The following is a 21,126-nucleotide window of genomic DNA, read 5'->3' on the forward strand; positions in this document are numbered from 1 at the left end:
ATCGCGCTCGCCTCGATCAGATGTTTCCACCATGCAACCCGTCGTGTTCTGGCGAAGCTGGAAATGCGCAGCAAAGCCATGGAAACGCACCGACATCATGGAACGTACTCGCAGCATGTCGTATTGTCTTGCCCGCCGCGCGATGAACGCTAAGCTGGCGTTGTTGTAGGTTATAGACTGACCCTCCGCGACCCTCGCGATGCAGGTCCGATGTGCCGCATTTGCGGCGCATCACCAGCCGCACGCGATGCGTGGGAGCGCAGCGTTGATACGCGTTTGAAACGTTCATTGTCATGAGAGCCATGTCTTCGGTCGCCAACGTCGCGTTGGATCCGAGCGGTCCCGCGACGGGAGCCATAGATCGGCGCTCATTCTCTCGATGAGACTGTCCTGTGTGCGAGGCTCGTCCATTGGATGAGGCGAGCTGTGTCTGCGTGTGTGTTGGCTTGGCTGACTGGATTGAAGATCGTCCCGCTGGGATGATCTTCGTCTTCGCGTAACGTGATTTGAACTGGCTGAGCAGGCGAACGCCGTCGTGGCGATCGCCTGCTCGAGGCGTCGGAAAGCCCATGACGTCTCTGCCGCTCGGGCCTGCCCGCTCCCTGCGCCGCGGGAGGCCTGGCGGCAAATTCATCGGTTATCAACGGCTGTGCTCCCAGGGTCACGAGCGCAGCCCTCACGAGGGGGGAGAACAAGCGAATCAGGAAATGACATCGTGTCATACGGAACTCGAGAATCTCATCCCCGAATCGAAGCGATACTGCGATGACTCCCCCGAAGGCCACGCCGCGCCCGGCGATGCTCGCCAGGACGCAGCGCAGACCGTGGCAGGCCAGGACCTGGTCCATCAGGATGCCCACCAGGCGGAAGGTGCTGCCCGCGTGCAGGCGGTGGATCCCTCGGCACGCTCCCGTGACACGCGAGGTCGCGTCCATCCTCGCGGCGCCGGCATGTCGCTGTATTACCCCGCGGAATGGCGAGCGCAGCTGCGCTCTCAGCATGGATCGCTGCTCGAGGGGACAGTGCGCTGGGCGCTCCAAAACCGCGTGGTACAGCCGGAATCTCGGGCGCACCGCAGCCTGGAGCGGATGCGCTCGGACCTCGCCACGGGGCTGGCTTACCCGTCGGCGACAGGGGACGTCGCGCAGTTTCTCAGCGACTTCATCGGCTGGTACCTGCTGCTGGACGACGTGATGGAGTCGCTGAGCCAGCCCGACGTCACGCAGCCGAGCCTGTCGAGCGTCTTCGATCGCTACCTCCACGCGCTGGCAGAGCCGGACGCCAGCAGCGACCATCCGCCGGACGACGGGCTGCTCCACGGCGCGCTCGATCTGGGTACACGCCTCCGTGCGCTGGGCAGCCCGGCCTGGCGAGCGCGGTTCTGCGGGTCGATGCGCACCTACTTCCACCGCGGCGTCCTCGCGGAGGTCGATCACCGCAGCGCCCGGACGGTCCCAGGTCTGAGGGAATACGTCGAGCTTCGGGCTGAGTCCTCTGGCTCCTACCCCATCTTCGACCTGATCGAGGTCGCCTCCGGGCAAGAGCTCCCAGCCACGATCGCCGAGCATCCCGCGATGCGGGAGCTGCGCAAGGTCGCCGCGGTCGTCATCTCGTGGGCCAACGACGTCCTCTCCTTCCACAAGGAGCGGCGGCGGCCGCACGCGCTGAACCTGCCGGGCCTGCTCATGCATCATAACGGCATGGACGACGAGCACGCGCTGCAGAGGTCGGTGCTCATGCACAACGAGGAGATGCGGTGGTTCATCACCATCAAGCAGCAGCTGCTCGGGTGGTCGGGCGCCGACGGCGTCGCCGTGCGCTCGTGGCTGCACGGCCTCGACGTGGTGATGCGCGGACTGCTGGAGTGGCAGCTCCTGGCGGCGCGGTACACGCACGGCCGCAGCCTCGACCTGCGCGTCGTCGGAGACCGCACGGCCGAGCAGAGCATCAGCCTCTGAACAACGTACCCCTGGAGTCCTTGCGGCTGCTTGTTCCGGGCCTCGGTGCGAGGCCCGGCTGAGCACCGCGCTAGACACGTCGAGCCAGTAGAGAGAATGTCATGCATCATGTAAGTTCATGGGAGAGCGCGCGAGCGAGCCGCTCCGCTCGGGGGCTCTCGGACGCGCGATCCACCATGCAGGAGGGCTCCGCCGACCGCGGCCCGCCGAACGCGGAGCCCCGCCCCGCAGTCAGCATCTCTGCGCGCGGCGGCGACCATCCTGTCGCCCCCGGCCGCGCTCCCATGGTCGGCCATCTACCTCTGCTCTATGTCGACGCGACGGGGCTCCTCCTTCGCAGCCAGGCGACCGTCGGTCCCGTGTTCTGGGTCGACCTCGGCTTCGGCCGCGAGCGACTCTTTTGCCTGGGACCGGAGAGCCTCGACCTGCTGCGATCTCCGTCGGTCAACAACGACGGCGCGTACGATGACCTTCGCCACATGGCTGGTCGTTCGCTGTTCACGACCGACGGCGCGCCACACCGGCACATGCGCTCCGCTCTCGGCCCTTCGTTCTCCGGCCTCGGCCTGTCCGTGTCCGGCCTGACCGCTTCGCTGGCGTCGATCGTCCAGGAGCACGTCGGCGGGTGGCTGTCGCGCGGGGCGATCGCCGTCGCATCGGAGATGCAGGATCTCACGCTCGAGATCATCCTCCGCGCCGCGGGAGCGCCTGCCGATGACCTGCAAACCTGGAAGCGCGTGTATCGCGAGTTCGCGCTCGGGATCTTCCCCGTGCCGGGACACCTGCCGGGGCTGCCGCGGTATCGCTCGGCGCGAGCCTGCACGTGGCTCGACGCCGAGCTGGAGCGGCTCATCGCCAGGGCGCGCCTCGCCCACGCAGAAGGCAGCCTCCTCGGGGCGCTGGTGCGCGCCCGCGGCGACAACGGCGAGCTGCTCTCGACCAGCGAGCTCGTCGACAACTTGCGCATGATGCTCCTGGCAGGGCACGAGACGTCGGGCTCGGTGCTCGCGTGGATACTGCTCATGCTCGCCCGGCGCCCGGCGTTGTGGGACGCGCTGATGGACGAGGTCGACGGTCAACCCGACGACGCCATGCCCGCCTCGCCCAGAGATCTACGCAAATTCCCCGTCGCCGAGGCCATCTTCCGCGAGACGCTCCGGCTGTATGCGCCGGCGTGGTTCATCTTCCGCACGGCCGTCGAGGACGTCACCTTCGCAGGTCGCCGTATCAAGGCAGGCACGCCGCTCGCCGTCAGCCCCGCTGCCCTGGGGCGCGACCCGAGCATCTTTCACGAGCCCGACCGCTTCGACGTCGGCCGCTGGGCCGGCCGCGATCGCGCCCCCACGGCGCTCGAGCTGGCGCCCTTCGGCGGCGGCGCGCATTTCTGCATGGGCTACGGCCTGGCGGTCTTCGAGGCGCTCTGCGTGCAGGTCGCGCTCGCGCGCGAGTGCAAGAAGAGGCAGCTGCGACCGGTGCACCAGGGGCTGGAGCCTCGCCCTGTCTACTTTCCGCTCGCGCACCCCTGGTCGCTCGCGCGCGTGAGGTTCGAGCGCGCTCCTGGCGCTCACCGCGGGTGAAGCGGAGCTCGCGCACGCTCACCGTACCGTCTTCCGGCGGGGCAGATCGGGTCACGCGTGTCGAGCCACCGCGGTGCGCCTCATGGCGTACGCGATGCCAGCCTTGAGGTTCGCCCTCGTCTCGATCGAGCCGAGCTCGACGCCGAGCGCGGCCAGGCTCTGCGCCACTGCAGGCCGGAGCCCGGTGAGGATGGCCCTGCTCCCGAGCAAGCCCACGGCCTTGGCCAGGCTCATCAACCTGCCCGCCACGTTCGTATCCACCGTCTTGACCCCGGTGATGTCGACGATGACGACCCTGGCAGAGCTCGCCGCGACGCCTGTCATCGCGCTCTCGATCATCTGCGCGGCCCGCTTGTCGTCGAGGGTCCCGATGATCGGCATCACCATGATGTCGTCCGTGATCGGGATCATCGGCGTCGACAGCTCGTGGAGCCGCTCGCGCTGCGCCTGGATGATCTCCTCCTGCATCTGGACGCGCTCCTCCTGGAGGCGCTCGCGCACGGCCAGCTCCACCTGCAGCCTGTCGTTGACGGCGCGGAGCTGCTCGTTCGAGACGCGGAGCTCCTCCGTCCTCGCCGCGACCGCGTGCTCGAGCCCCTCGTACAGCTTCGCGTTCTCGATCGAGATCGCCACCTGCGTCGACAGGAGGTTCAGGAGCTCGGAGCGGTCCTTCGTGAAGACGCCGGTGGACAGGTCGTTCTCCAGGTAGAGCACGCCGATGAGCCGGCCCTGGCGCATGATCGGCGCGCACATGAGCGATTTCGTCTGCCTCTCCTGGATGTATGGATCGCCGGAGAAGCGGGCTTCTGTGGCCGCGTTGTCGAGTATCACGCTCTGCAGCGTCCGCTGGACATAGCTCAGCACGGACAGCGGCACCTTCTTGCTCGAGGCGACCGGCGCCGCCTTCAGCACGTGGACCTGCTTCGGCTCGACGTACCCCTCCGCCTCGACGAGCAGCGCATCGCCGTGCGCCAGGGCCAGCACACCGAACCGCGCGCCGACGTTCTCGAGGACGATCGTCATGAGGTTCTCCAGGAGCCTCTCGAACACGATCTCGCTCGCCACGGCCTGCGACGCCTTGATGACGCTCAGGAAATCCAGGGCCATCGCCTCGTGGCTCGAGGTCACCGTCACCGACATCGCTTGCTCTGCCGTCCCCTCGAGCATGAGCTGCGGGAAGCCGGCGACGAGGCTCTGGCACTTCGCGTCCGCGCCCCACAGCGCGTACCCTCGGTAGGCGAGCGTGAGGTAGTGGTGGCCGATCTCGCGCCGGCCCATGTTCCGGTAGAACGACGACGCGAGCTCGCACGCCAGGGCCTCTTCGTGGATGTACCCGTGCGCGCGCGCTCCCTCGATCGCGCGGTCGTAGAGCTCCATCGCCTCGACGGTCGCGCCCCTCACGCGCGCGTGCTCCGCGCTCACCAGGTCGTGCTTGTGCTTGTTGTTCTCGGGGGCTGACCGCGCCCACGCCTCGAGCCTGCGCTGGTTCGCTTCCACCTGGGCGAGGAGGGCGGGCTGCTCGTCCGCCGGCAGCCGCGCCGCGGAGGCCAGGAGCGAGAGCGAGTAGTAGAAGTTGTGCTGGGTGACGACGGCCAGGCCTGCCGCCGCGTCCTGGTAACCGTCCGCGATGCGAAGGGGCTCGTGCGCCTGCTTCGGGGCGTCGAAGTAGTAAAGCAGCATCCCCTTCGCCACGTGCAAGGCGAACAGCGATGTCCTGTTCTCCCCCAGGCACGGGATCATCGTCGTCTCGTCGAAGCTCTCTCCGATGAGGCGCCGCTTGTCCGCGGACGGATCGCGAAAGCTGTTGATGAGCTGGTTCCAGATCTTGACGTAGTAGAGCGAGTACTGCTGGTTGAGCTTCAACGAGAGCTCGATCGAGCTCTTCGTGCGCTGCTCGACGTGCGCCAGCTCCTCGCCCAGGAACAAGGGATACGTGGAGTGGTGCATCGAGGTGTACGCAGCGTAGTCGACGTCCCCCGTCGTCAGGCCGACCTGAACGGCGTGGAGGAGCGGGTCTATCGTCCCCTTCAGGTGCCGCTTCCAGTGATAGACGAAGGTGTACATGGAAGCATAGATCTTGGCTTCCAGCTCGACGGCGCCGAACCGGTGCGCGAGCTCGAGCGCCAGCTGGCCGAGCTCGAAGCCGGCGTCCACGTTGTTCATGAAGCTGGACTGGATGAGGCCGTAGACCCCATAGCCGAAGGCGGCCACAGGCGAATTCCCGTATCGCATGGAGATGTCCACCATCGTGAACGCGATGGCCGGGATGAGCTCGGGTCTGGCGAGGTACACGGCCGGGATGACGGTCGCCATGATCTTCATGGCGGCCTGCATCCGCTCGTCCGTGATCGGCGGCAGCTGCCGCAGCTGCGATACATCGACGTTCTGCGGAGGGGCCTGGGAGAGCGAGACGTCGAGCATGGCGAGCACGCTCATGCACACGTCGATCGCCTCGTCCATGCGGTTCTGCGAGATGTAGAACTGGATGCGCGTCTCGTACACGCGGATCTTGTCGAACACGTCCTTCGCGTGCTCGACGACGACCTTGGCGTGCTCTTCTGCGCGGTCATAGTTGATGGTCAAGTACTCGAGCTCGGCGAGGTCTGTATAGATGCAGAGCGACAGCTCGTGGTGCGTCTGCCAGCAGTCGTCCGGGAGGAACGCGGCGGCGGCGCGGAGGCACTGCACACCAGGGCCGTACGCGGTCGAGCGCCTCGCCTTCTGCCCGGCCTTGAGGTTGAGCGTCGCGGCCTCGTAGCGCGCCTCGCTCTCCTTGATCAGCGACGCCCCCATGTTCAGGTGGGTCACGATGTCGTAGATGCAGTCCTCGAACGTCTCGGGCGTGGTCTGCTGGAGCAACGCTTGCGCGAGCTCCAGATGAATGCTGTCCCGCTCCACCTCCGGCAGCATCGCATAGGCCGCCTGCTGCACACGATCGTGCGAGAACTTGTACGTGACAGCAGCTTCGCGCTCACAGAAGACAGCGTCGAGGAACCGCGCGATCTTGTAGTCATCGTCGATCGGGACGACGAGCCCCGCCTCGAGCGCGGCCCACAGGTCGTCTTCGACGTCATGGACCCTCGCGTCCGCGATGCGGGCGAGCAGCTTCAGGCTGAACTGATTTCCTATGCACGCTGCATACTTCAGGACCCGCTGCGTCGCGTCGTCCAGGCCGCGTATCATACGGATCATGAAATCGACGACGTTCTCCGCGGCCGACATCTTCTCGATCTCGGCGATGTTCCACGTCCAGGTGCCCCGCTCGGCGCTGAAGGTCAGGTGTCGCTCGCGGTAGATGCTCGTCAGGTGCTGGATCGTGAAGAACGGGTTCCCCTCCGCCTTCTTGTAGATGATATCCGAGAGCGGCCGGCAGTCTTCCTGGCAGGGGCCCAGCGTGTCGGACACGAGTCGATGGACGTCCGCCCGCGCGAGCGGCCTCAGCGTGAGCGTGCGCACGCGCGCCCTGCCCTTGTCCAGGGCGCTGAGCATCATGGGGAGCGGGTGAGCGTCATCGACCTCGTTGTTCCGGTAGGCGCCGATGAGCAGCAGGTGGCGAATGTTCGAGTCCTCCACGAGGACGCTGATGAGGTTCATGGAGCCGCTGTCAGCCCACTGCAGATCATCCAGGAACAGCACGAGCGCTCGCGTCTTCAGCGCGATGGTGCCGATGAAGTCGCGAAACGTCAGGTTGAAGCGGTTCCGTGTCTCGACCGGGCCCAGGGTCGGCAACGGCGGCTGCTTGCCGATGATGAGCTCGATCTCCGGGATCACGTCGGCGATGACCTGGCCGTTCGAGGACACGGCCGCGAGGATCCTCGCCTTCCAGTCGGCGAGCTCGTCCTTGCTCGCCGTGAGGAGCTGCCGGACGATCTCCCGGAGCGCGGTGATGACGGCGGCGTACGGGATGTTACGCGTGAACTGGTCGAACTTGCCGGCGCCGAAGTAACCACCTTGCTTCGCGATCGGCTTGTGGATCTCGCTGACGATCGCCGACTTGCCGACGCCGGAGTAGCCGGCCACGAGCACGAGCTCCGACCGGCCGACCTGCGCCGCGTCCGGTCCGGAGGCGCTGACGCCCCTGAAGGCGGCCATCAGCGCGTCGACCTCCTCCTGACGGCCATAGAGCTTCTGCGATACCTGGAGCTTGTCCGGCCTGTCCTTCTGCCCGGGCACAAAGTCCACCGCCGGCGCGTCGCCCTCGAGGATGTCGAGGGTGGCTTTCAGATCGGCCTTGAGCCCGAAGATGCTCTGGTATCGATCCTCCGCGGTCTTCGCGAGGAGCTTCATGATGACCTTCGACAGGGCCTCCGGGATCGCCGGCCTGAGCTGGTGCGGAGCGACGGGCGTCCTGGCGATATGGTGATGCACGAGCTCGAGCGGATCCTTCGTCTCGAAGGGTAGACGCCCGGTGGTGAGCTCGTAGAGCGTCACGCCGAGCGAGTAGTAGTCCGACCGGAAGTCGATCGACCGGTTCATTCGGCCGGTCTGCTCGGGCGAGATGTACTGCAGCGTGCCCTCGCCGGCCGACCAGGGGTCGTACAGCGCGGCCCGCTCCCCCGGCAGGAGCGAGGCGATGGAGAAGTCGGTGAGCTTCGACGTGCTCACGTCATGGTCGACGATGATGTTGCTCGGCTTGACGTCCTTGTGGATGATGTTCCGCTGATGAACGGCGCCGAGGGTGTCCGCGAGCTGGAGCGCTATCCTGACCGCCCGCGCGAGGCCGATGCCCTTCCCGCTCTCGTCGGCGCCCTTCCCGCGCTCGTCGATGATCGCGCGCAGCGAGCGGCCCGCGAAGTACTCCATGATCAGGGCGGCGTAGTCGAGGCGGACCTCGAGGTCGTATACCCTGACGACTCCATCGAGGTCGAGGTTCCTGGTGATCTCGTACTGGCGCTTGAGGATGGCGACATTGCGGGTGCCGTTGACACCCTTCCGGGCAACCTTGATGACGCACATCTTGCCCGTGCTCTTCTTCCGGCCGAGGTAGACACTGCTGCGAGAACCATCGTGCAGCGTGTCGATAAGCTCGTGATTTAATAGTTCGACCATGACAGCTACCCCCTCGCATCACTGAACCGCCGGGCCCGGCGCGACCATCGGTCCGTAGAAGATGCAGGCCCTCAACCACAGCTGCTCCTCGGATGCACTGAACGGCCGCGTCGGCAGACACATGCGCGGACCGCCGAGGGAGCGAGCGTGCCCGGCGGAGCGCGTCACTTAAGCAATCGAAAGCAGCGCCTCGTGTCAAGGTCGAACCGCGGCCTCGCCTGGCTCGCGGATCGCAGCGTCTGCGCGCTCCGGCCGGCTACGCCGCGCGTCACGCCGGCGACGCGCGACTGCTTTCGACGTGTGGCGTGAATGGGAAACAGCGTGTCGCGCCTGTGCGAGGGCTCACGACGCCCTGTGAAGTCGGCGCTGCGCGGCGGTCGTCTGCATCATGCGATGAAGGGTGCCTCACGATGTGATCGGTCCGATACCCCGGCCCATCGCCGCGCCAAGCGCGCCAGGGTGCGCCAGAATCGGGGTATTCCCTTAGGGAAGCTCCCGATGGTCCGACGAATTGGTGTGCCCATGGACCATTGAAATGGGGCGATTTCAGCTCGGCGGAGATCGATCGCGGGATGCGAGACCGACGCTGCGCGGGTGGGGCCCTCACGCCGACAGCGCGCCGGCCGCCGTCGAGCGCCGTCGCGCGTTGTCGTCGCGCGACACCCCGGCGCGCTCGCGCGGCCGTTCCGCTCCTGACCGGAGCAGGGAATGGCGCCGCTCCGGCTGTGCGATACGTGGGAGCGCGTCGATGCCTGTGCGGAGAGGGTATCCCTCGTACGCCGGTGGAGCCGGTTTCGTGCGTGGCGGGTCGTCCCGCGGCGCTGCGCGTTCTGGTCGCTACTTCCCGGCCGCCGCCTCGGAGCCCGGCCGCCGCGGCTCCCGCGCCCCCGCGAACGCGGCGCCCTCGCGGCCGATCGCCGGCGCGTCGGCGATGTGCCCGCGCTCGTCGAGGGCGTGGCCCATCGCGCCGAGCGCCTGCTTGAGCTCGTCGGAGAAGCCGCCCGTCTCGCCGAACAGCCGGTCGGGGTAGTCCTGCTGGTGGAAGCGCGGCGCGTTGACCGCCGTGGTCACATCCATGCCGAAGTCGACCACGTTCGAGAGGATCTGGAACACCGCCGTGAGGATCGTCGGGCCGCCGGCGGCGCCGAGCACGAGCTCCACGCGCCCGTCCTTGCCCGTCACGATCGTGGGCGACATCGACGAGAGCATGCGCTTGCCGGGCGCGACGGAGTTGGCCTCCCCCTGCACCAGGCCGAACTGGTTCGCGGTGCCGGGCACGGCGGCGAAGTCGTCCATCTCGTTGTTCAGCACGAAGCCCGCGCCGGTCACGGTCACCCCCGCGCCGTACCAGCCGTTCAGCGTCGTCGTGAGCGCGACGGCGTTGCCCTGCGCGTCGACCACCGAGAAGTGCGTCGTGTGCGGGCCGCGGCCGCCCGAGTCCTTGGCGCCCGCGCCGCGGGTCAGCTCCTCGGTCGGCGTCGCGCGGTCGGCGGCGATCGTGGCGCGCTGCTTCTCGGCCCACGCCACCGAGAGCAGCTCCTCCACCGGGTTCTTCACGAAGTCGGGGTCGCCGAGCACCTCGTTGCGCGCGAGGAAGACGCGCCGCATCGCCTCGGCGACCACGTGCACGTGCGACGGCGAGTGCCAGCCGAGCTTCGCGATCTCGAGCCCCTCGAGCTGGTGCGCGATCATCGCGAGCGCGATGCCCCCCGACGAGGGGAGCGGCATCGAGGCGACGCGGCGCCCGCGGTACTCGAACACGACCGGCTCGCGCCACTTCGCCTTGTAGCCCTTGAGGTCCGCGGCCGTGATCAGCCCCTTGCCCCGCCGCATCTCCGCGACGAGGAGCTCCGCGGTCTTGCCCTCGTAGAAGCCCGCGGGCCCCTTCTGGGCGATGCGCTCGAGCGTGGCCGCGAGCTCGGGCGACTTCCATGTCGCGCCGATCGCGATGGGGGCGCCGCCCGGCAGGAACAGCGCGGCCGACGCCGGGAAGCGCGCGAGCTTGGACGACGCGGCCTTGACGGTCGTCGCGAAGTTCTCGTCGACCGGGAAGCCCTCCTTCGCGAGCCGGATCGCCGGCGCGATGAGCTCGGCCCACGTCTTCTTCTTCGAGCCGAGCTTGTCGAAGGCCTCCCAGAGCCCCGCCACGCTCCCGGGCACGCCCACGGCGAGGTGGCCGACGCGCGCGCTCTCGGTGGGCTTGCCGTCCTTGCCCCGGTACATGTCGTGGGTCGCCTTGCCCGGCGCCGTCTCGCGGAAGTCGAGCGCGTGCTCCTTGTCGCCGACGCGGGCGACCAGGAACCCGCCGCCGCCGAGGTTGCCGGCGGTCGGGTGTACCACCGCGAGCGCGAACGCCGTCGCGACCGCCGCGTCGACCGCGTTGCCGCCCGCGGCGAGGACGTCGGCGCCGACCTTCGTGGCGAGGGCGGCGTCGCTCGACACCATCGAGGGGCCTCGCACCGGCGGCGCGCCCTCCGGGAACGGCCACCCGGCCGGGAAGCGCGACGCCGGCGCGGCCGGCGCGGCCGGCGCGGAAGCGGGCGTCGGCGTCGCGGCGGCGGCGCTCGGCGGCGGCGGCGGCGGCGGCGCGGGCGGCGGAGGCGGGACGGCAGCCTCGCAGCTGGCGAGGAGGACGACGGCGAGCAGTCGATGCCAGGCGCGGAGCTTCATCGCCGCGGCTTATAACCCAGGCCCAGCGCCGCTCGAAAGCCAGAGGCGCGGCCGCGCGAGCGCGACGGCGTCGGCGGCCGGATCCGGCGCGAGGGCGGAGATGGGGAGAAATGCTCAATGATCTTCCCGAGTTCGTGAGCTCCCGCGCTCGCGCGGGCGCCTTCGCGCGTCGAGCGTGGGTCGAGCGCGCGTCGAGCGTGGGTCGAGCGCGGGTCGAGCGCGGGTCGAGCGCCAGGCCGGGGACTCCGGTCGGCCCGCGCGGCGCATCCTGCGCCGTGATCCGTCACAGCTGTTCGGACTTCTGCTGATCAGCTGTACCGCTCTCTGCCAAGCGGGAGAGCAACGCGCCGTACAGGGCGCGTGGAGCATGGCGTCGCACCGAGGCGCCCGGGCACGCCTCTCGGCGCCGCGAAGTGATCCGTGTTGGTCGTTGGCTTGGGGGCTTCGCCGCGCTTGGGTATGATCGGCCCCGGATGTTTCCGACGGAGCCCGCTCCCGAGACGATTGGGGCCTACAAGATCCTCCGGCGCCTGGCCGGTTCTGGGTCCACCAGCGTCTATCTCGGGCGGCTGGACGGCCCGCTCGGGTTCCGGCGCGTCTGCGCGCTGAAGCTCGTCCCGAATACGGCCGAGGGCGACCCGCGCTTCGCCGACGAGCTCGCCCGCGAGGCGTCGATCTGCGCGACGCTGAACCACCCGGCGATCGTGCGGATGTTCGACTTCTTCGAGCACTCCGGCCGGCTCGTGCTCGTGCTCGAGCACGTCGAGGGCGTCAGCCTCAATCGGCTGCTCCAGCACCTCGCGACGCGGCAGCAGAAGCTCGCGGACGCGGCGGTCTATTACCTGGTCCACTGCATCGCCGGCGCGCTCGCGCACGCGCACGGGGCGACGGACGAGCACGGCAGCCCGACGCCGATCATCCACCGCAACCTGCACCCGGACAACATCGTGATCGGGTGGGACGGGCAGGTGCGCCTGACGGGCTTCGGCATCGGCAAGATCCTCGGGCGCACGCCGGACACGATCGCGGGCGTGGTGAAGGGCGCGCCGGGCTACATGGCGCCCGAGCAGGTGCGCGCCGAGCGCGTCACGGTCAAGGCGGATATCTACGGCGTGGGGCTCCTGCTCTGGTCGCTGCTCTCGGGGCGGCGGCCGTCGGCGGACGGCACGCGCCCGCCCGCCATCGCCTCGATCCGCCCCGAGATCCCGCGCCCGATCGTGGCGCTGCTCGACACGGCCCTCTCGCAGGCGCCGGACGACCGGAAGATCACGTCGCAGGAGATCGAGCAGGCGCTCGCGAAGGTGGCGCGCCCCGAGAAGGGGAAGGCCGAGCTCGTGACCCGCGTGCAGTCCGCGCACGCGACGATCGAGATCGAGGACGCCGATCCCGAGGAGGATCGGCGGCCGACGATCCCGGTCAAGGGCAAGGGGGGGCAGACCTCGAGGCCCGCGGCCGACGCCGCGAAGCGGCTCGCGAAGGACCTGTTCGCCAAGGATCAGGCGGCCCGGGAAGGGGGCGCTGCGAAGCTGAAGCCGGGCGGCCCGCTGGCGAAGACGGCGCCTCCCACGGCGGACGCGTCGGAGGCGCTGGCGGGGTCTGCGCGGCGGGACGGCAAGGCGTCGGTGGGCGCGCCGGCGGCCGAGCCGATCACGATCCCGGCGCCGGCGAACCAGGCGACGCCGCGCCCGCTCGATCCGCGGGTCGAGGCGGTGAAGGGCGTCGAGGCGCGGAGGCCCGCGCTGCCGGACCGCGAGACGTTCGGCCGCCTGTTCGAGGCGTCGAAGCGCGCGGCGGAGCGCGACGCGGCGGCGGCCGAGGAGCTGCTGGCGGGCGGCGGGCCGGCGACGTTGCCCGAGGTCGAGCCGGTGTTCGAGGAGGACGACGCGACGATCCCGGGCAACGGCGCCGCGTCGGTGCGGTTCGGCCCGACGACGTCGGTGATCCCGGAGGCGATCCGCTTCGGCCCGCCGCCGGCGCTCCCGGCGGACCTCGCGACGCCGTTCTTCGGTCCGCCGCCGCCGAAGCCGCCTTCGAACTCGCCGGTGACGCCGTCCGGCGTGACCGTGCCCCTGGCCTCGACGGGCCTGACGCCGCCTGGCGTGACCGTGCCCCTGGGCGGCGCGTCGGGCCTGACGCCGCCGGGGGGCGTGCCGTACCCGAGCGCGGCGGTCCTGAACGGCCCCGCGGCGGAGTCGTCGCCGCCGGGCTCGCCGATGCGGCGCCAGCGCTCGCCGACGCTGCCCTGGCAGGCGCCGCGCTCGCTGTCGACGGCCGGGACCATCGCCGTGTCGGCGATCACGGCGACGGTGGTGGCGGCGCTCTGGATCTACGTCGCGCGGCGCGAGCGGCCGGCGCCGGCCACCGAGGCGCCGGTGGAGCAGGCGTCGGCGGTCGTCGCGTCCATCGACACGGCGCCGCCGCCGCCGGCGCCGAGCGCGCTGCCCGCCGCGAAGCGGGGCCCAGGGGGGAAGGCGTCGGCGAAGGAAGCGGCGGCGGCGAAGGAGGCTGCTGCGAAGGAAGCGGCGGCGGCGAAGGAGGCTGCGGCGAAGGAAGCGGCGGCGGCGAAGGAGGCTGCGGCGAAGGAAGCGGCGGCGGCGAAGGAGGCTGCGGCGAAGGAAAAGGAAGCGGCGGCGAAGGAAGCCGCAGCGAAGGAAGCCGCGGCGAAAGAGGCTGCCGCGAAGGAAGCTGCGGCGAAGGAAGCGGCGGCGAAGGAAGCGGCCGCAAAAGAAGCGGCGAGCGCGGCGCGGGAGGGGGTGAACCCGGCGTCGGTGCCCAAGGGGCACGGCGTGCTCACGGTGGGGTTCCCCGATCCTGGGGGTGTCTACGTGACCGGCAAGTACGCCGGCGCGGTGAACGAGCCGCTGGTCGTGCGCTGCGGTCGCTTCTTCGTGCGCGTCGGCAAGCCCGGCAAGACGAAGTTCCCCGAGTGGGCGAGCGCGGGGGTGACGGCGCAGGTGCCCTGCCAGGGGGCCACGACCGTCGATATCAAGCCGACCCCGGCGCCGAAGGCGCGGTCGAAGAAGCGATAGCGCTTCAGCGGCCGAGCCGGTCGAGCCTGTCCTCCGCCGCGTCGAGGCGTCCGGCGCTGTCGGCCGCCTCCTGCTGTGCGTCCGTGGCCCTGCGCTCGGCCTCTTGCGCGCGCTTCCTCGCCGCGCGCGCGGCCTCCTCGGCCTTCTCGGCGGCGCGGCTCATCCTGGCGGCCTCCTTGGTCAGGCGATCCGCTTCCTTGGCGGCGCGTGCGGCCTCCCGGCTCGCCTGGTCCCGCTCCTTCTCCGCCGCGGCGAGCTGCGCCTTCTGCTCGCGCTGCTCCGCCGCGAGCCGCTCCTTGCGCGCGCGCCTCTCTGCCGCGAGCTGCGCCTTCTGCTCGCGCTCCTCGGCCTTGAGCCGCGCCTTCTGCTCGCGCTCTTTTGCGGAGCGCTGCTGCTCGCGCTCGCGCTCTTTTGCTGCACGCTGCTCTTCGCGCTCGCGCTCTTTTGCGGAGCGCTGCTGCTCGCGCTCCTTTGCGGCGCGCTGCTCTTCGCGCTCGCGCTGCTCGGCAGCTCTCCTCTGCTTCTCCGGCGCGTCCCCGGCCTCTCGCGCCTTCCTTTTCGGCGCCTCCGCCTTCGGGGCCTTCTGCCCGCGGTCTGCCTTCGCCTCGCCGTCGGCGGGCTTCTCGGACGGCCGCCCGCGCAGCAGCCCGAGCATGTCCGACAGGTCCCCCGGCTCGATGTCGCCGGACACCCGCCCCCGCGCGAGCAGCTCGAGATCCGATGCGCTCGCGGTGGGGGTCGCGAGCAGCGAGTCCCGCAGGCGGTCCATCGGATTGCCCTTCTCGCTGTAGCCTCCCTCGGAGAAGAGCGCTGGCGCCGCGCGCAGGAGCTCATTGACGATCGCGCGGTGCTTCTGGCTGGCCGCTCGCAGCTCCTGCGCGCCGCCCGGCGCGAGCGCCCCCCGCTGGGCCTCGCGCAGCCGCTCGCCCGCGTCGAGCAGCGCCTCCATGCGCTGCGGGTACCGGCGCGCGAGCTGGTTCAAGGTCCAGGCGGCCGCCGTCGGCCGCCGCAGCGCCTTCACGCGGTCGGACGCGGCCTTGTCTCCGGCCTGCCGGAGGCGCTTCGCCAGCTCGTCGCGGGCGCGCGTGAAATCGCCGAGCGGCTTCTTGTAGAGGTCGTCGACCTCGTCGTCGACGTCGGCGGCGGGAGGGGGACCACCGCCGCGCGTTCCCTTGGTTCGAGAGGCCATTCCCGCGCGATCTCAGCCGAGCGCGCGCGAGCTTACTCCGCCGGCGTGGCGCGTCACAAGCCGGGCCTCGCCGGTCGCGCTGGCCGCCCGCGCGCGAGCGGCTCGACGGCGCGGGGTGCGACCGGGGGACCAGGACGAACGACGGCGATGACGTCCTGGCCGCACCAGCGCGACGCGCTCAGGCGGCCTCGGCCAGCGTCGATGGCACCTCCGGCAGCTCCCAGCCGCGCGTCCGGATCTCCTCGTTGATCCAGCGGATGTGGCGCCGCTCGTCCTGCCAGTTCGCCTCCACCATGCGCCGGACGTCGTCCGGCAGATCGCTCGCCAGCGCCGAGGCATAGGCGTCGTTCGTGAGCTCCTCGTTGCCGCGCATGGCCACGAGCGCTGTCCGGTCCTCCCGCGCCGAGAGCTCGGTGTAGCGTTGAATGCACTGGCCGCGCTCATCGGGCTGCTCCGGCAGCGAGGCGCCGAGCGCGTCCGAGAGCTCGCGCGCGTGCCGCTCGTGGTCACCCCGGAACGCCTCGAGCTGTCTCCTGATCTCCGGCGTCTTGCAGGCGTCGATCGCCACGCGGTATGCCTGCGCGGCGGCCATGTCGAGCAGGATCAACCCGATGATCTGCTCCAGGGCTGCCATATCGCCGATATCGCCCTCTCCCGTGGCGCGCGGCGTCCTCGCGGCGCCCGACGTGGTTACGGCCCCTCCTGTCGCGTCCGCGCCGGCGCCCGCCGCCGGCGACCCGGCGGCGTCGCCGAGCGCGCTGCCTTTCTGGAGCTTGCCGAGCAGGACGCTGTCGATCCCCGGCACGCAGAGCACGTCCTCCCAGCTCTGGAAGGCGCCGCGCTCGTTCCGGTGCTCGATGATGAGCCGGGCCCGCTCGCCGTCGATGCCCTCGATGGCCTCGAGCTCTTCCGCTGTTGCCTGGTTCAGGTCAATCTGCGCGTCGCGCGGTCTCTTTGCCATGGTCGCGCCTCCTCCGGGCAGCCTCTAATGCCGGAGGGAGCCAGCCGGAAGCTATCGTGTCCGCGATTCCAGCGCTGCGCCCGGCCGACCGGCGCTGTGACGCGCCTGTCCCGCGCCGGGCGGCGGGTGGGGCGGTGGGGCTATGCGCCGGGCGGCGGCTGGGGCGGTGGGGCTGTGCGCCGGACGGCGGCTGGGGCGGTGGGGCTGTGCGCCGGACGGCGGCTGAGGCGGTGGGGCTATGCGCCGGGCGGCGGCTGGGGCGGCTGGACCACCGGCTGGGGCGGCTCTTCCCCGCCGCGCGCGCGGCGGGTCGCGAAGATCTTCGTGAGCGGGGCGGTCACGGTGCGGAGCGCGGGCTTCGCCTCCGATGCGGCCTTGGCCACGCTGTAGGCGACGAGAGAGGGGCTCCACGCCTCGGCGGACCAGGCGAGTCGGCTGTCGGCGAGCCGTTGCCACAGCTCCTCGACGCGCTCGAAGAAAGGCCTGATCACGTCGAGGTTGTTCAGGTCCTCGAGCACCGCGTCGGACTCGAAGCCTGCCGCGGCCGCCACGGCCGGGTGCTCGGCCATCGCGCGGCACAGCGATCGGGTCGCCTGCTCGAAGCCCTCTCTCGCCCGCGGCATGGCGGCGCGCTCGGCCTCGTTCAGCACGACGAGATAAGGAGCGAGGAGGGCGAAGGCCTCGTCCACCTTCTTGCGGGCCTTGGCGGTGGCGAGCTCGAGCTCTGCCGTGTCGATGCGGGTCGGGGTAGGCACGGGGATAAACCTCCTGATGCGATGGATATGGATGCGTGAAAAGCGACGAGCCAGGCGGAACGCTGCCTGGCCAGGTCCCCAGGAGCGCATCGCCGGAGCTTCCGTCAAGGGAGCACATCGGGCGATCGCGCCACGACATCGAAAAATCGATGTGGATCACCGAAAAATCGATGTCTGACAGCAAGAAATCGATGTCGGACAGCAAGAAACCGGCGCGGGGCGTCGGGGGACCGATGCGCGCCATCGGCGAGGAGAGGTGGTCAGTCGAAAGGGCGGGGTCCCACGTCGTGCCGTCTCACCTGGCGTGGACTTCGCGCGGCTATCCGGGCGCGCCTTTGCGCGCGATGTCCGCCAGCGCGGCGACCGCGCAGGCGTGACGCTTGTAGGCTGTCGAGAGGGGGATCTCGAGTCGCCTGGCGATCTCCGCCATGGGGATCTCCTCGATGTGGTGCTCGAGGAGCAGCGATCGATGCTCGGGCGCCAGCGCCTGGATCCACGAGCGCACGAGCTGGTGCTGCTGCTCGTTCCCGAGCAGCTCCTCGGGGCCGGGGCGCTCGTCGGCGACCGCGAGGTCCGGCGCTTCGACGAGCAGCTCGCGCCGGTGCCTTCCGCGTTGATGGTAATGGGCAGCGACGTGGACGGCGATCCGGTTGATCCAGCGCTCCGGTGCGGCGCGTCCCGGGTCGAAGCGTGAAAGGCTCGTGAAGGCCGAGAGGAGGATATCCTGCGCGACGTCCAGCCGGTCGTTGCGTGGGATCCCGAGCCGCCTCAACCAGGCCAGCACGGAGCGGACTGTCTCTTCGCGGAACAGGCGATACAGCACGTGCAGCTCCGTGGCTGGTTTCGCCGTCGTCTCGGGGAGACGCCGGCAGGCGCGGGGCGCTGTGCTGGCCCCCTTCGTTCGTGAGTGTGCATCCACGAGCGGGGAATCCAGGAGTCGCCTGCGATCCGCGGCGAAATCGACCCGCGCCCACCGGGTGGGGGGCTCACGGCGGCGCCAGTGCGGCGTCGACCGCGGGCATGAGCAAGCTGCCCGGGAACGCTGCCCGGAAGCGCTCGGCCCGGGCGGCGGCCTCGGTGCGCCGTCCAGCCGTGAGCAGGACGCGGACGGCCAGCGCCTCCCGCTGCTCCGTGCTCGGACCGTGCGGGTACTTCCGCGCGTGCCGCTCGAGGAGATCGAGGGCCTCCGTGGCTCGCCCCGCCCCGAGCGCGGCATCCGCGCGGCCGAGCAGGCTGATGTCCGGGTCGACGCTGTGCCTGTCGGCCACGTGCGCGGCGCGGCGCGCGGGAGATGTCGATGCCCGCGCGGTCGTCGCCGGAGCCGACTCGGCTGTCGCCGGAGCCGACATGGCTGTCCCCGGAGCCGACATGGCTGTCCCCGGAGCCGACATGGCTGTCGCCGGAGCCGACATGGCTGTCGCTGGAGCGGCAGGCGGCGCTCCGAGCGGGGCCGCGATGGGGGGCGCAAGCGGTCTTGCGGCGATCTCCTCGCGCCGGATCTCGAGCGGGGGCGAGGGGGGCTGCGCACCCAGCGCGGAGAGGGTGGCCGTGGCGGCCCCGGCGCCGGCCAGGAACAGCGTGGCTCCCGCTGCGGCGAGCTTGGTCCCGGAGACCGTCACGACCAGCGAGGCGTGCCTCGGCGGCACCGTCATGGCCCCGCCGCCGGTGGCGCCTCGGGGGCCGGATGGCGGCGCGCCGGGGCCGCCTCGCACCGGCTCTTCCATCCCGCCGGAAGCGAGCGACGTCTGGATCCGTGCCCAGAGGCGCGCCGCGGACGCCTCGAGCCCGCCGGCGCCCATGCCGAGCGACTGCGGTCCTGGCGGAAGGAGCAGGGGAGCGAGCGTGACGCGGAGGCCGCGCACGCCGAGCGCGTGGCGGTCGCGGGCGTTGAGCCGCCTGGCCGCGGTCTCGAACTCGTCGCGGGCCCGCCGCAGCCGGTCCCACGCCGTGTTCTGCGAGATCTGGAAAGCATGCGCGATATCGCGCATCGCCATGCCCTCGAGGTCGTGCAGGATGAAGATCGGGCGCCTGCTCGTCTCGATGTGCTGGATGAGCTGCCGGACCAGATGCCCGGTCTCCGCCTGCGCGTGCAGCTGCTCCACGTCGAGCCCGGGATCGGCGACGTCCACGGCCCGGCCGTCGTCCGAGAGCAGCTCTCGCACATTACGGGCGAGCTGCCGGTGGCGCAGCGCGACCCGCGACGCGATGGCCGAGAGCCACGCATTGAGGGAGCCGCCGGGCTGGTAGTCCGGGAGGCGCCGGTGGACGACCAGAAACACCTCGTGCGCGACGTCCTCGAGGTCGCGCGACTCGACCCCCAGCCGCCAGAGCAGCCGGAGAACGTAGGGTTGCGCGGAGCGGTAGACCTCCTCGAACGACGGCCGCACGGGCTCGTCCTCCGGCCCCGGAGGTGCGCCGGGGGGCGCTGGGGCTGCGCCGGGAGCAGGAGGTGCGCCGGGCCCAGGAGGTGCGTCGGGAGCCGGGGCGGGCAGGGGCTTGGAGCGGGATCGCGGGTCCCTCATCAGTATAAGTTCCGGCGACGGCCCACGCTTCGTGGCGAAATCGTACGTCGGATGGAAGAAAAAGAACCGGGCGGCCGGAGCCTCGCTCGGCGATACGGCCGGAGCCTCGCTCGGCGATGCTGTTCTGCTGTCGCGTGGAGTCGACGGAGCCGGCGTGTGCCGGGGGCGGAGCGCGGCCCGGGGCCGTGCGGGTGGGGGTCAGGGCGTCATCAGGAGCTGACCGTGTCGAGGAGAGCACTGGCCTCGGGGATGACCACGGCGCGGCGCAGCCAGCGGTCGAGCTCGGTCATGTCGGTGCTCGCGAGCACGCGCTCGCGGACCTCCGGCGGGATCTCCAGGCCGCGCGCTTCGAGCACCTTCAGCACGGCGTTCGCGGTCCCCTTGGCCACGTAGCTGCGCGCGAAATCGCTCTGGAACTCGTATCCGCTCTTCATTTTTCCTCCAGACTCCGCCTCGCTGCCTCATTCAGAGAGGATGGCACCACATCGAGGTACAGGTCCTGCCGCTCCCGATCCAGCCCGGCTGCGGCCGTGAGGGCAGCGATCGCGATCGTCAGGCCGGCCGCGCTCTGCCCGTGCGCCATGACCGAGAGCACCGCGACCTCGGGCCGCGACCTGGCGTCGGCCAGGTCGGTCACGACCGGGACGGCGCTGGGGCCGAGCACGTAAGGCCTGAGCACCCAGTCGGGCGGGCCCAGATCGATCGGCTCGGCGCTCCAGGTGGCGATCGCCTGGTCGGTGGTCGCGACCAGCAAGCAGGCCCGGCACCGGTAGCGCGCGCGCACGCCGACGAGGTAGGAGGGCCAGGCGTACTCCTTGTCAGGATCGCGACCGAGCTGCGCCTCTACAACGATCGCGAGCACGGGGCGGCCGTCGAGCAAGAGCACCACGAGATCCGCGCGGTGCTCGACAGGGACGATCTCGGTCAGATCGGCCGGCTCGATGCGCGCCTCGGTGAACCGGGGCACCGGCGCTCCGAGGGTGTCGCGGAGCACCTCGGCCGCGAGCGCCGGCCGGTTGCGGAAGAGGTGCAGCAGGGCTTCATGGATCATCGACGGCATGGAGGGGCCCTCTCGCCCGGGCCAGCAGAGAGCGTTTCTCGACGGCGTGCCTGCCCACGGGGGCGGGGCCGGGGAGAAGCGGCTGGCTCCTGCCTTAATTTTACGGACACCAGGGTCGGATGATTTGTGTTTGTGCGCTGCCTGTTGAGGTGCAGCGGCGCGATCGCGCAACCGGTTGAGCCAGCGTGTCCAGGGGGCGGCGTGCGGCTCCTGCTGTGCGGGGCAGAGATGATTCCGGCGACGTCCCGCATCCCGTGTCGAAATCGTCCGACGCATGGATAAAAATGATGAGGCGTGAGGACGCCCAGTCGTGTCGAATTGTGGAGAATTTTGTCGGATCGAGCGGAATGCGTGGT

Annotated in this window: 12 protein-coding genes; 3 read left to right on the plus strand and 9 right to left on the minus strand. The window is 70.3% G+C overall.

Annotated elements, in window-relative coordinates; all coding sequences use genetic code 11:
• The first annotated feature begins 1,088 nt into the window (after positions 1-1,088).
• Together WME85_RS50480 and WME85_RS50485 are read left to right on the plus strand one after the other, a co-directional pair.
• Entirely contained in the window at positions 1,089-1,958 is an 870-nt protein-coding gene (locus WME85_RS50480; protein WP_437832677.1) for a terpene synthase family protein, read from the plus strand.
• Positions 1,959-2,242: 284 nt separating this feature from the next.
• Positions 2,243-3,535, plus strand: a complete 1,293-nt coding sequence (locus tag WME85_RS50485; RefSeq protein ID WP_437832679.1) for a cytochrome P450 — start codon at positions 2,243-2,245, stop codon at positions 3,533-3,535.
• A gap of 51 nt (positions 3,536-3,586) precedes the next feature.
• On the opposite strand, the gene WME85_RS50490 is transcribed toward WME85_RS50485, so the two are convergent.
• Together WME85_RS50490 and ggt are read right to left on the minus strand one after the other, a co-directional pair.
• Positions 3,587-8,584: an AAA family ATPase gene (locus WME85_RS50490; protein ID WP_437832681.1), complete on the minus strand. Its 4,998-nt coding sequence runs from the start codon at positions 8,582-8,584 to the stop codon at positions 3,587-3,589.
• Between the two features lie 837 nt (positions 8,585-9,421).
• Entirely contained in the window at positions 9,422-11,254 is a 1,833-nt protein-coding gene (gene ggt / locus WME85_RS50495; RefSeq protein ID WP_437832683.1) for a gamma-glutamyltransferase, read from the minus strand.
• 473 nt (positions 11,255-11,727) lie between these two features.
• Here ggt and WME85_RS50500 point away from each other — a divergent pair, with 473 nt between their 5' ends.
• Positions 11,728-14,283 carry a protein kinase domain-containing protein gene (locus WME85_RS50500; RefSeq protein WP_437832685.1) on the plus strand — a complete coding sequence of 852 codons (2,556 nt, stop codon included), beginning with the start codon at positions 11,728-11,730 and terminating at the stop codon, positions 14,281-14,283.
• Between the two features lie 4 nt (positions 14,284-14,287).
• Here WME85_RS50500 and WME85_RS50505 read toward each other — a convergent pair whose 3' ends face one another.
• The 7 genes from WME85_RS50505 to WME85_RS50535 form a co-directional block, all read right to left on the minus strand.
• Positions 14,288-15,472, minus strand: coding sequence for a hypothetical protein (locus tag WME85_RS50505; RefSeq protein WP_437832687.1), 1,185 nt, complete (start codon positions 15,470-15,472; stop codon positions 14,288-14,290).
• Between the two features lie 178 nt (positions 15,473-15,650).
• Positions 15,651-16,433, minus strand: a complete 783-nt coding sequence (locus WME85_RS50510; RefSeq protein ID WP_437832689.1) for a helix-hairpin-helix domain-containing protein — start codon at positions 16,431-16,433, stop codon at positions 15,651-15,653.
• 236 nt (positions 16,434-16,669) lie between these two features.
• Positions 16,670-17,188 carry a hypothetical protein gene (locus tag WME85_RS50515; RefSeq protein ID WP_437832691.1) on the minus strand — a complete coding sequence of 173 codons (519 nt, stop codon included), beginning with the start codon at positions 17,186-17,188 and terminating at the stop codon, positions 16,670-16,672.
• 319 nt (positions 17,189-17,507) lie between these two features.
• Positions 17,508-18,011, minus strand: coding sequence for an RNA polymerase sigma factor (locus WME85_RS50520; RefSeq protein ID WP_437832693.1), 504 nt, complete (start codon positions 18,009-18,011; stop codon positions 17,508-17,510).
• 163 nt (positions 18,012-18,174) lie between these two features.
• Positions 18,175-19,575 (minus strand): RNA polymerase sigma factor, encoded by a 1,401-nt coding sequence (locus tag WME85_RS50525; protein ID WP_437832695.1) that lies wholly within the window; start codon positions 19,573-19,575, stop codon positions 18,175-18,177.
• Between the two features lie 344 nt (positions 19,576-19,919).
• Complete coding sequence (locus tag WME85_RS50530; protein ID WP_437832696.1) at positions 19,920-20,144, minus strand: hypothetical protein; 225 nt, start codon at positions 20,142-20,144, stop codon at positions 19,920-19,922.
• Positions 20,141-20,770: a hypothetical protein gene (locus tag WME85_RS50535; RefSeq protein ID WP_437832698.1), complete on the minus strand. Its 630-nt coding sequence runs from the start codon at positions 20,768-20,770 to the stop codon at positions 20,141-20,143. The genes WME85_RS50530 and WME85_RS50535 overlap by 4 nt, the downstream gene beginning before the upstream one ends.
• Between the last annotated feature and the right edge of the window lie 356 nt (positions 20,771-21,126).

The organism is Sorangium sp. So ce1153, from assembly GCF_051521595.1.
In the GTDB taxonomy this organism is placed as follows: domain Bacteria; phylum Myxococcota_A; class Polyangia; order Polyangiales; family Polyangiaceae; genus Sorangium.

Coding starts and splice junctions, on each gene's coding strand:
- WME85_RS50505 (WP_437832687.1), bottom strand. CDS start 15,472: ATGGCCTCTCGAACCAAGGGAACGCGCGGCGGTGGTCCCCCTCCCGCC.
- WME85_RS50535 (WP_437832698.1), bottom strand. CDS start 20,770: ATGCCGTCGATGATCCATGAAGCCCTGCTGCACCTCTTCCGCAACCGG.
- ggt (WP_437832683.1), bottom strand. CDS start 11,254: ATGAAGCTCCGCGCCTGGCATCGACTGCTCGCCGTCGTCCTCCTCGCC.
- WME85_RS50530 (WP_437832696.1), bottom strand. CDS start 20,144: ATGAAGAGCGGATACGAGTTCCAGAGCGATTTCGCGCGCAGCTACGTG.
- WME85_RS50480 (WP_437832677.1), top strand. CDS start 1,089: ATGCGCTCGGACCTCGCCACGGGGCTGGCTTACCCGTCGGCGACAGGG.
- WME85_RS50500 (WP_437832685.1), top strand. CDS start 11,728: ATGTTTCCGACGGAGCCCGCTCCCGAGACGATTGGGGCCTACAAGATC.
- WME85_RS50510 (WP_437832689.1), bottom strand. CDS start 16,433: ATGGCAAAGAGACCGCGCGACGCGCAGATTGACCTGAACCAGGCAACA.
- WME85_RS50485 (WP_437832679.1), top strand. CDS start 2,243: ATGGTCGGCCATCTACCTCTGCTCTATGTCGACGCGACGGGGCTCCTC.
- WME85_RS50490 (WP_437832681.1), bottom strand. CDS start 8,584: ATGGTCGAACTATTAAATCACGAGCTTATCGACACGCTGCACGATGGT.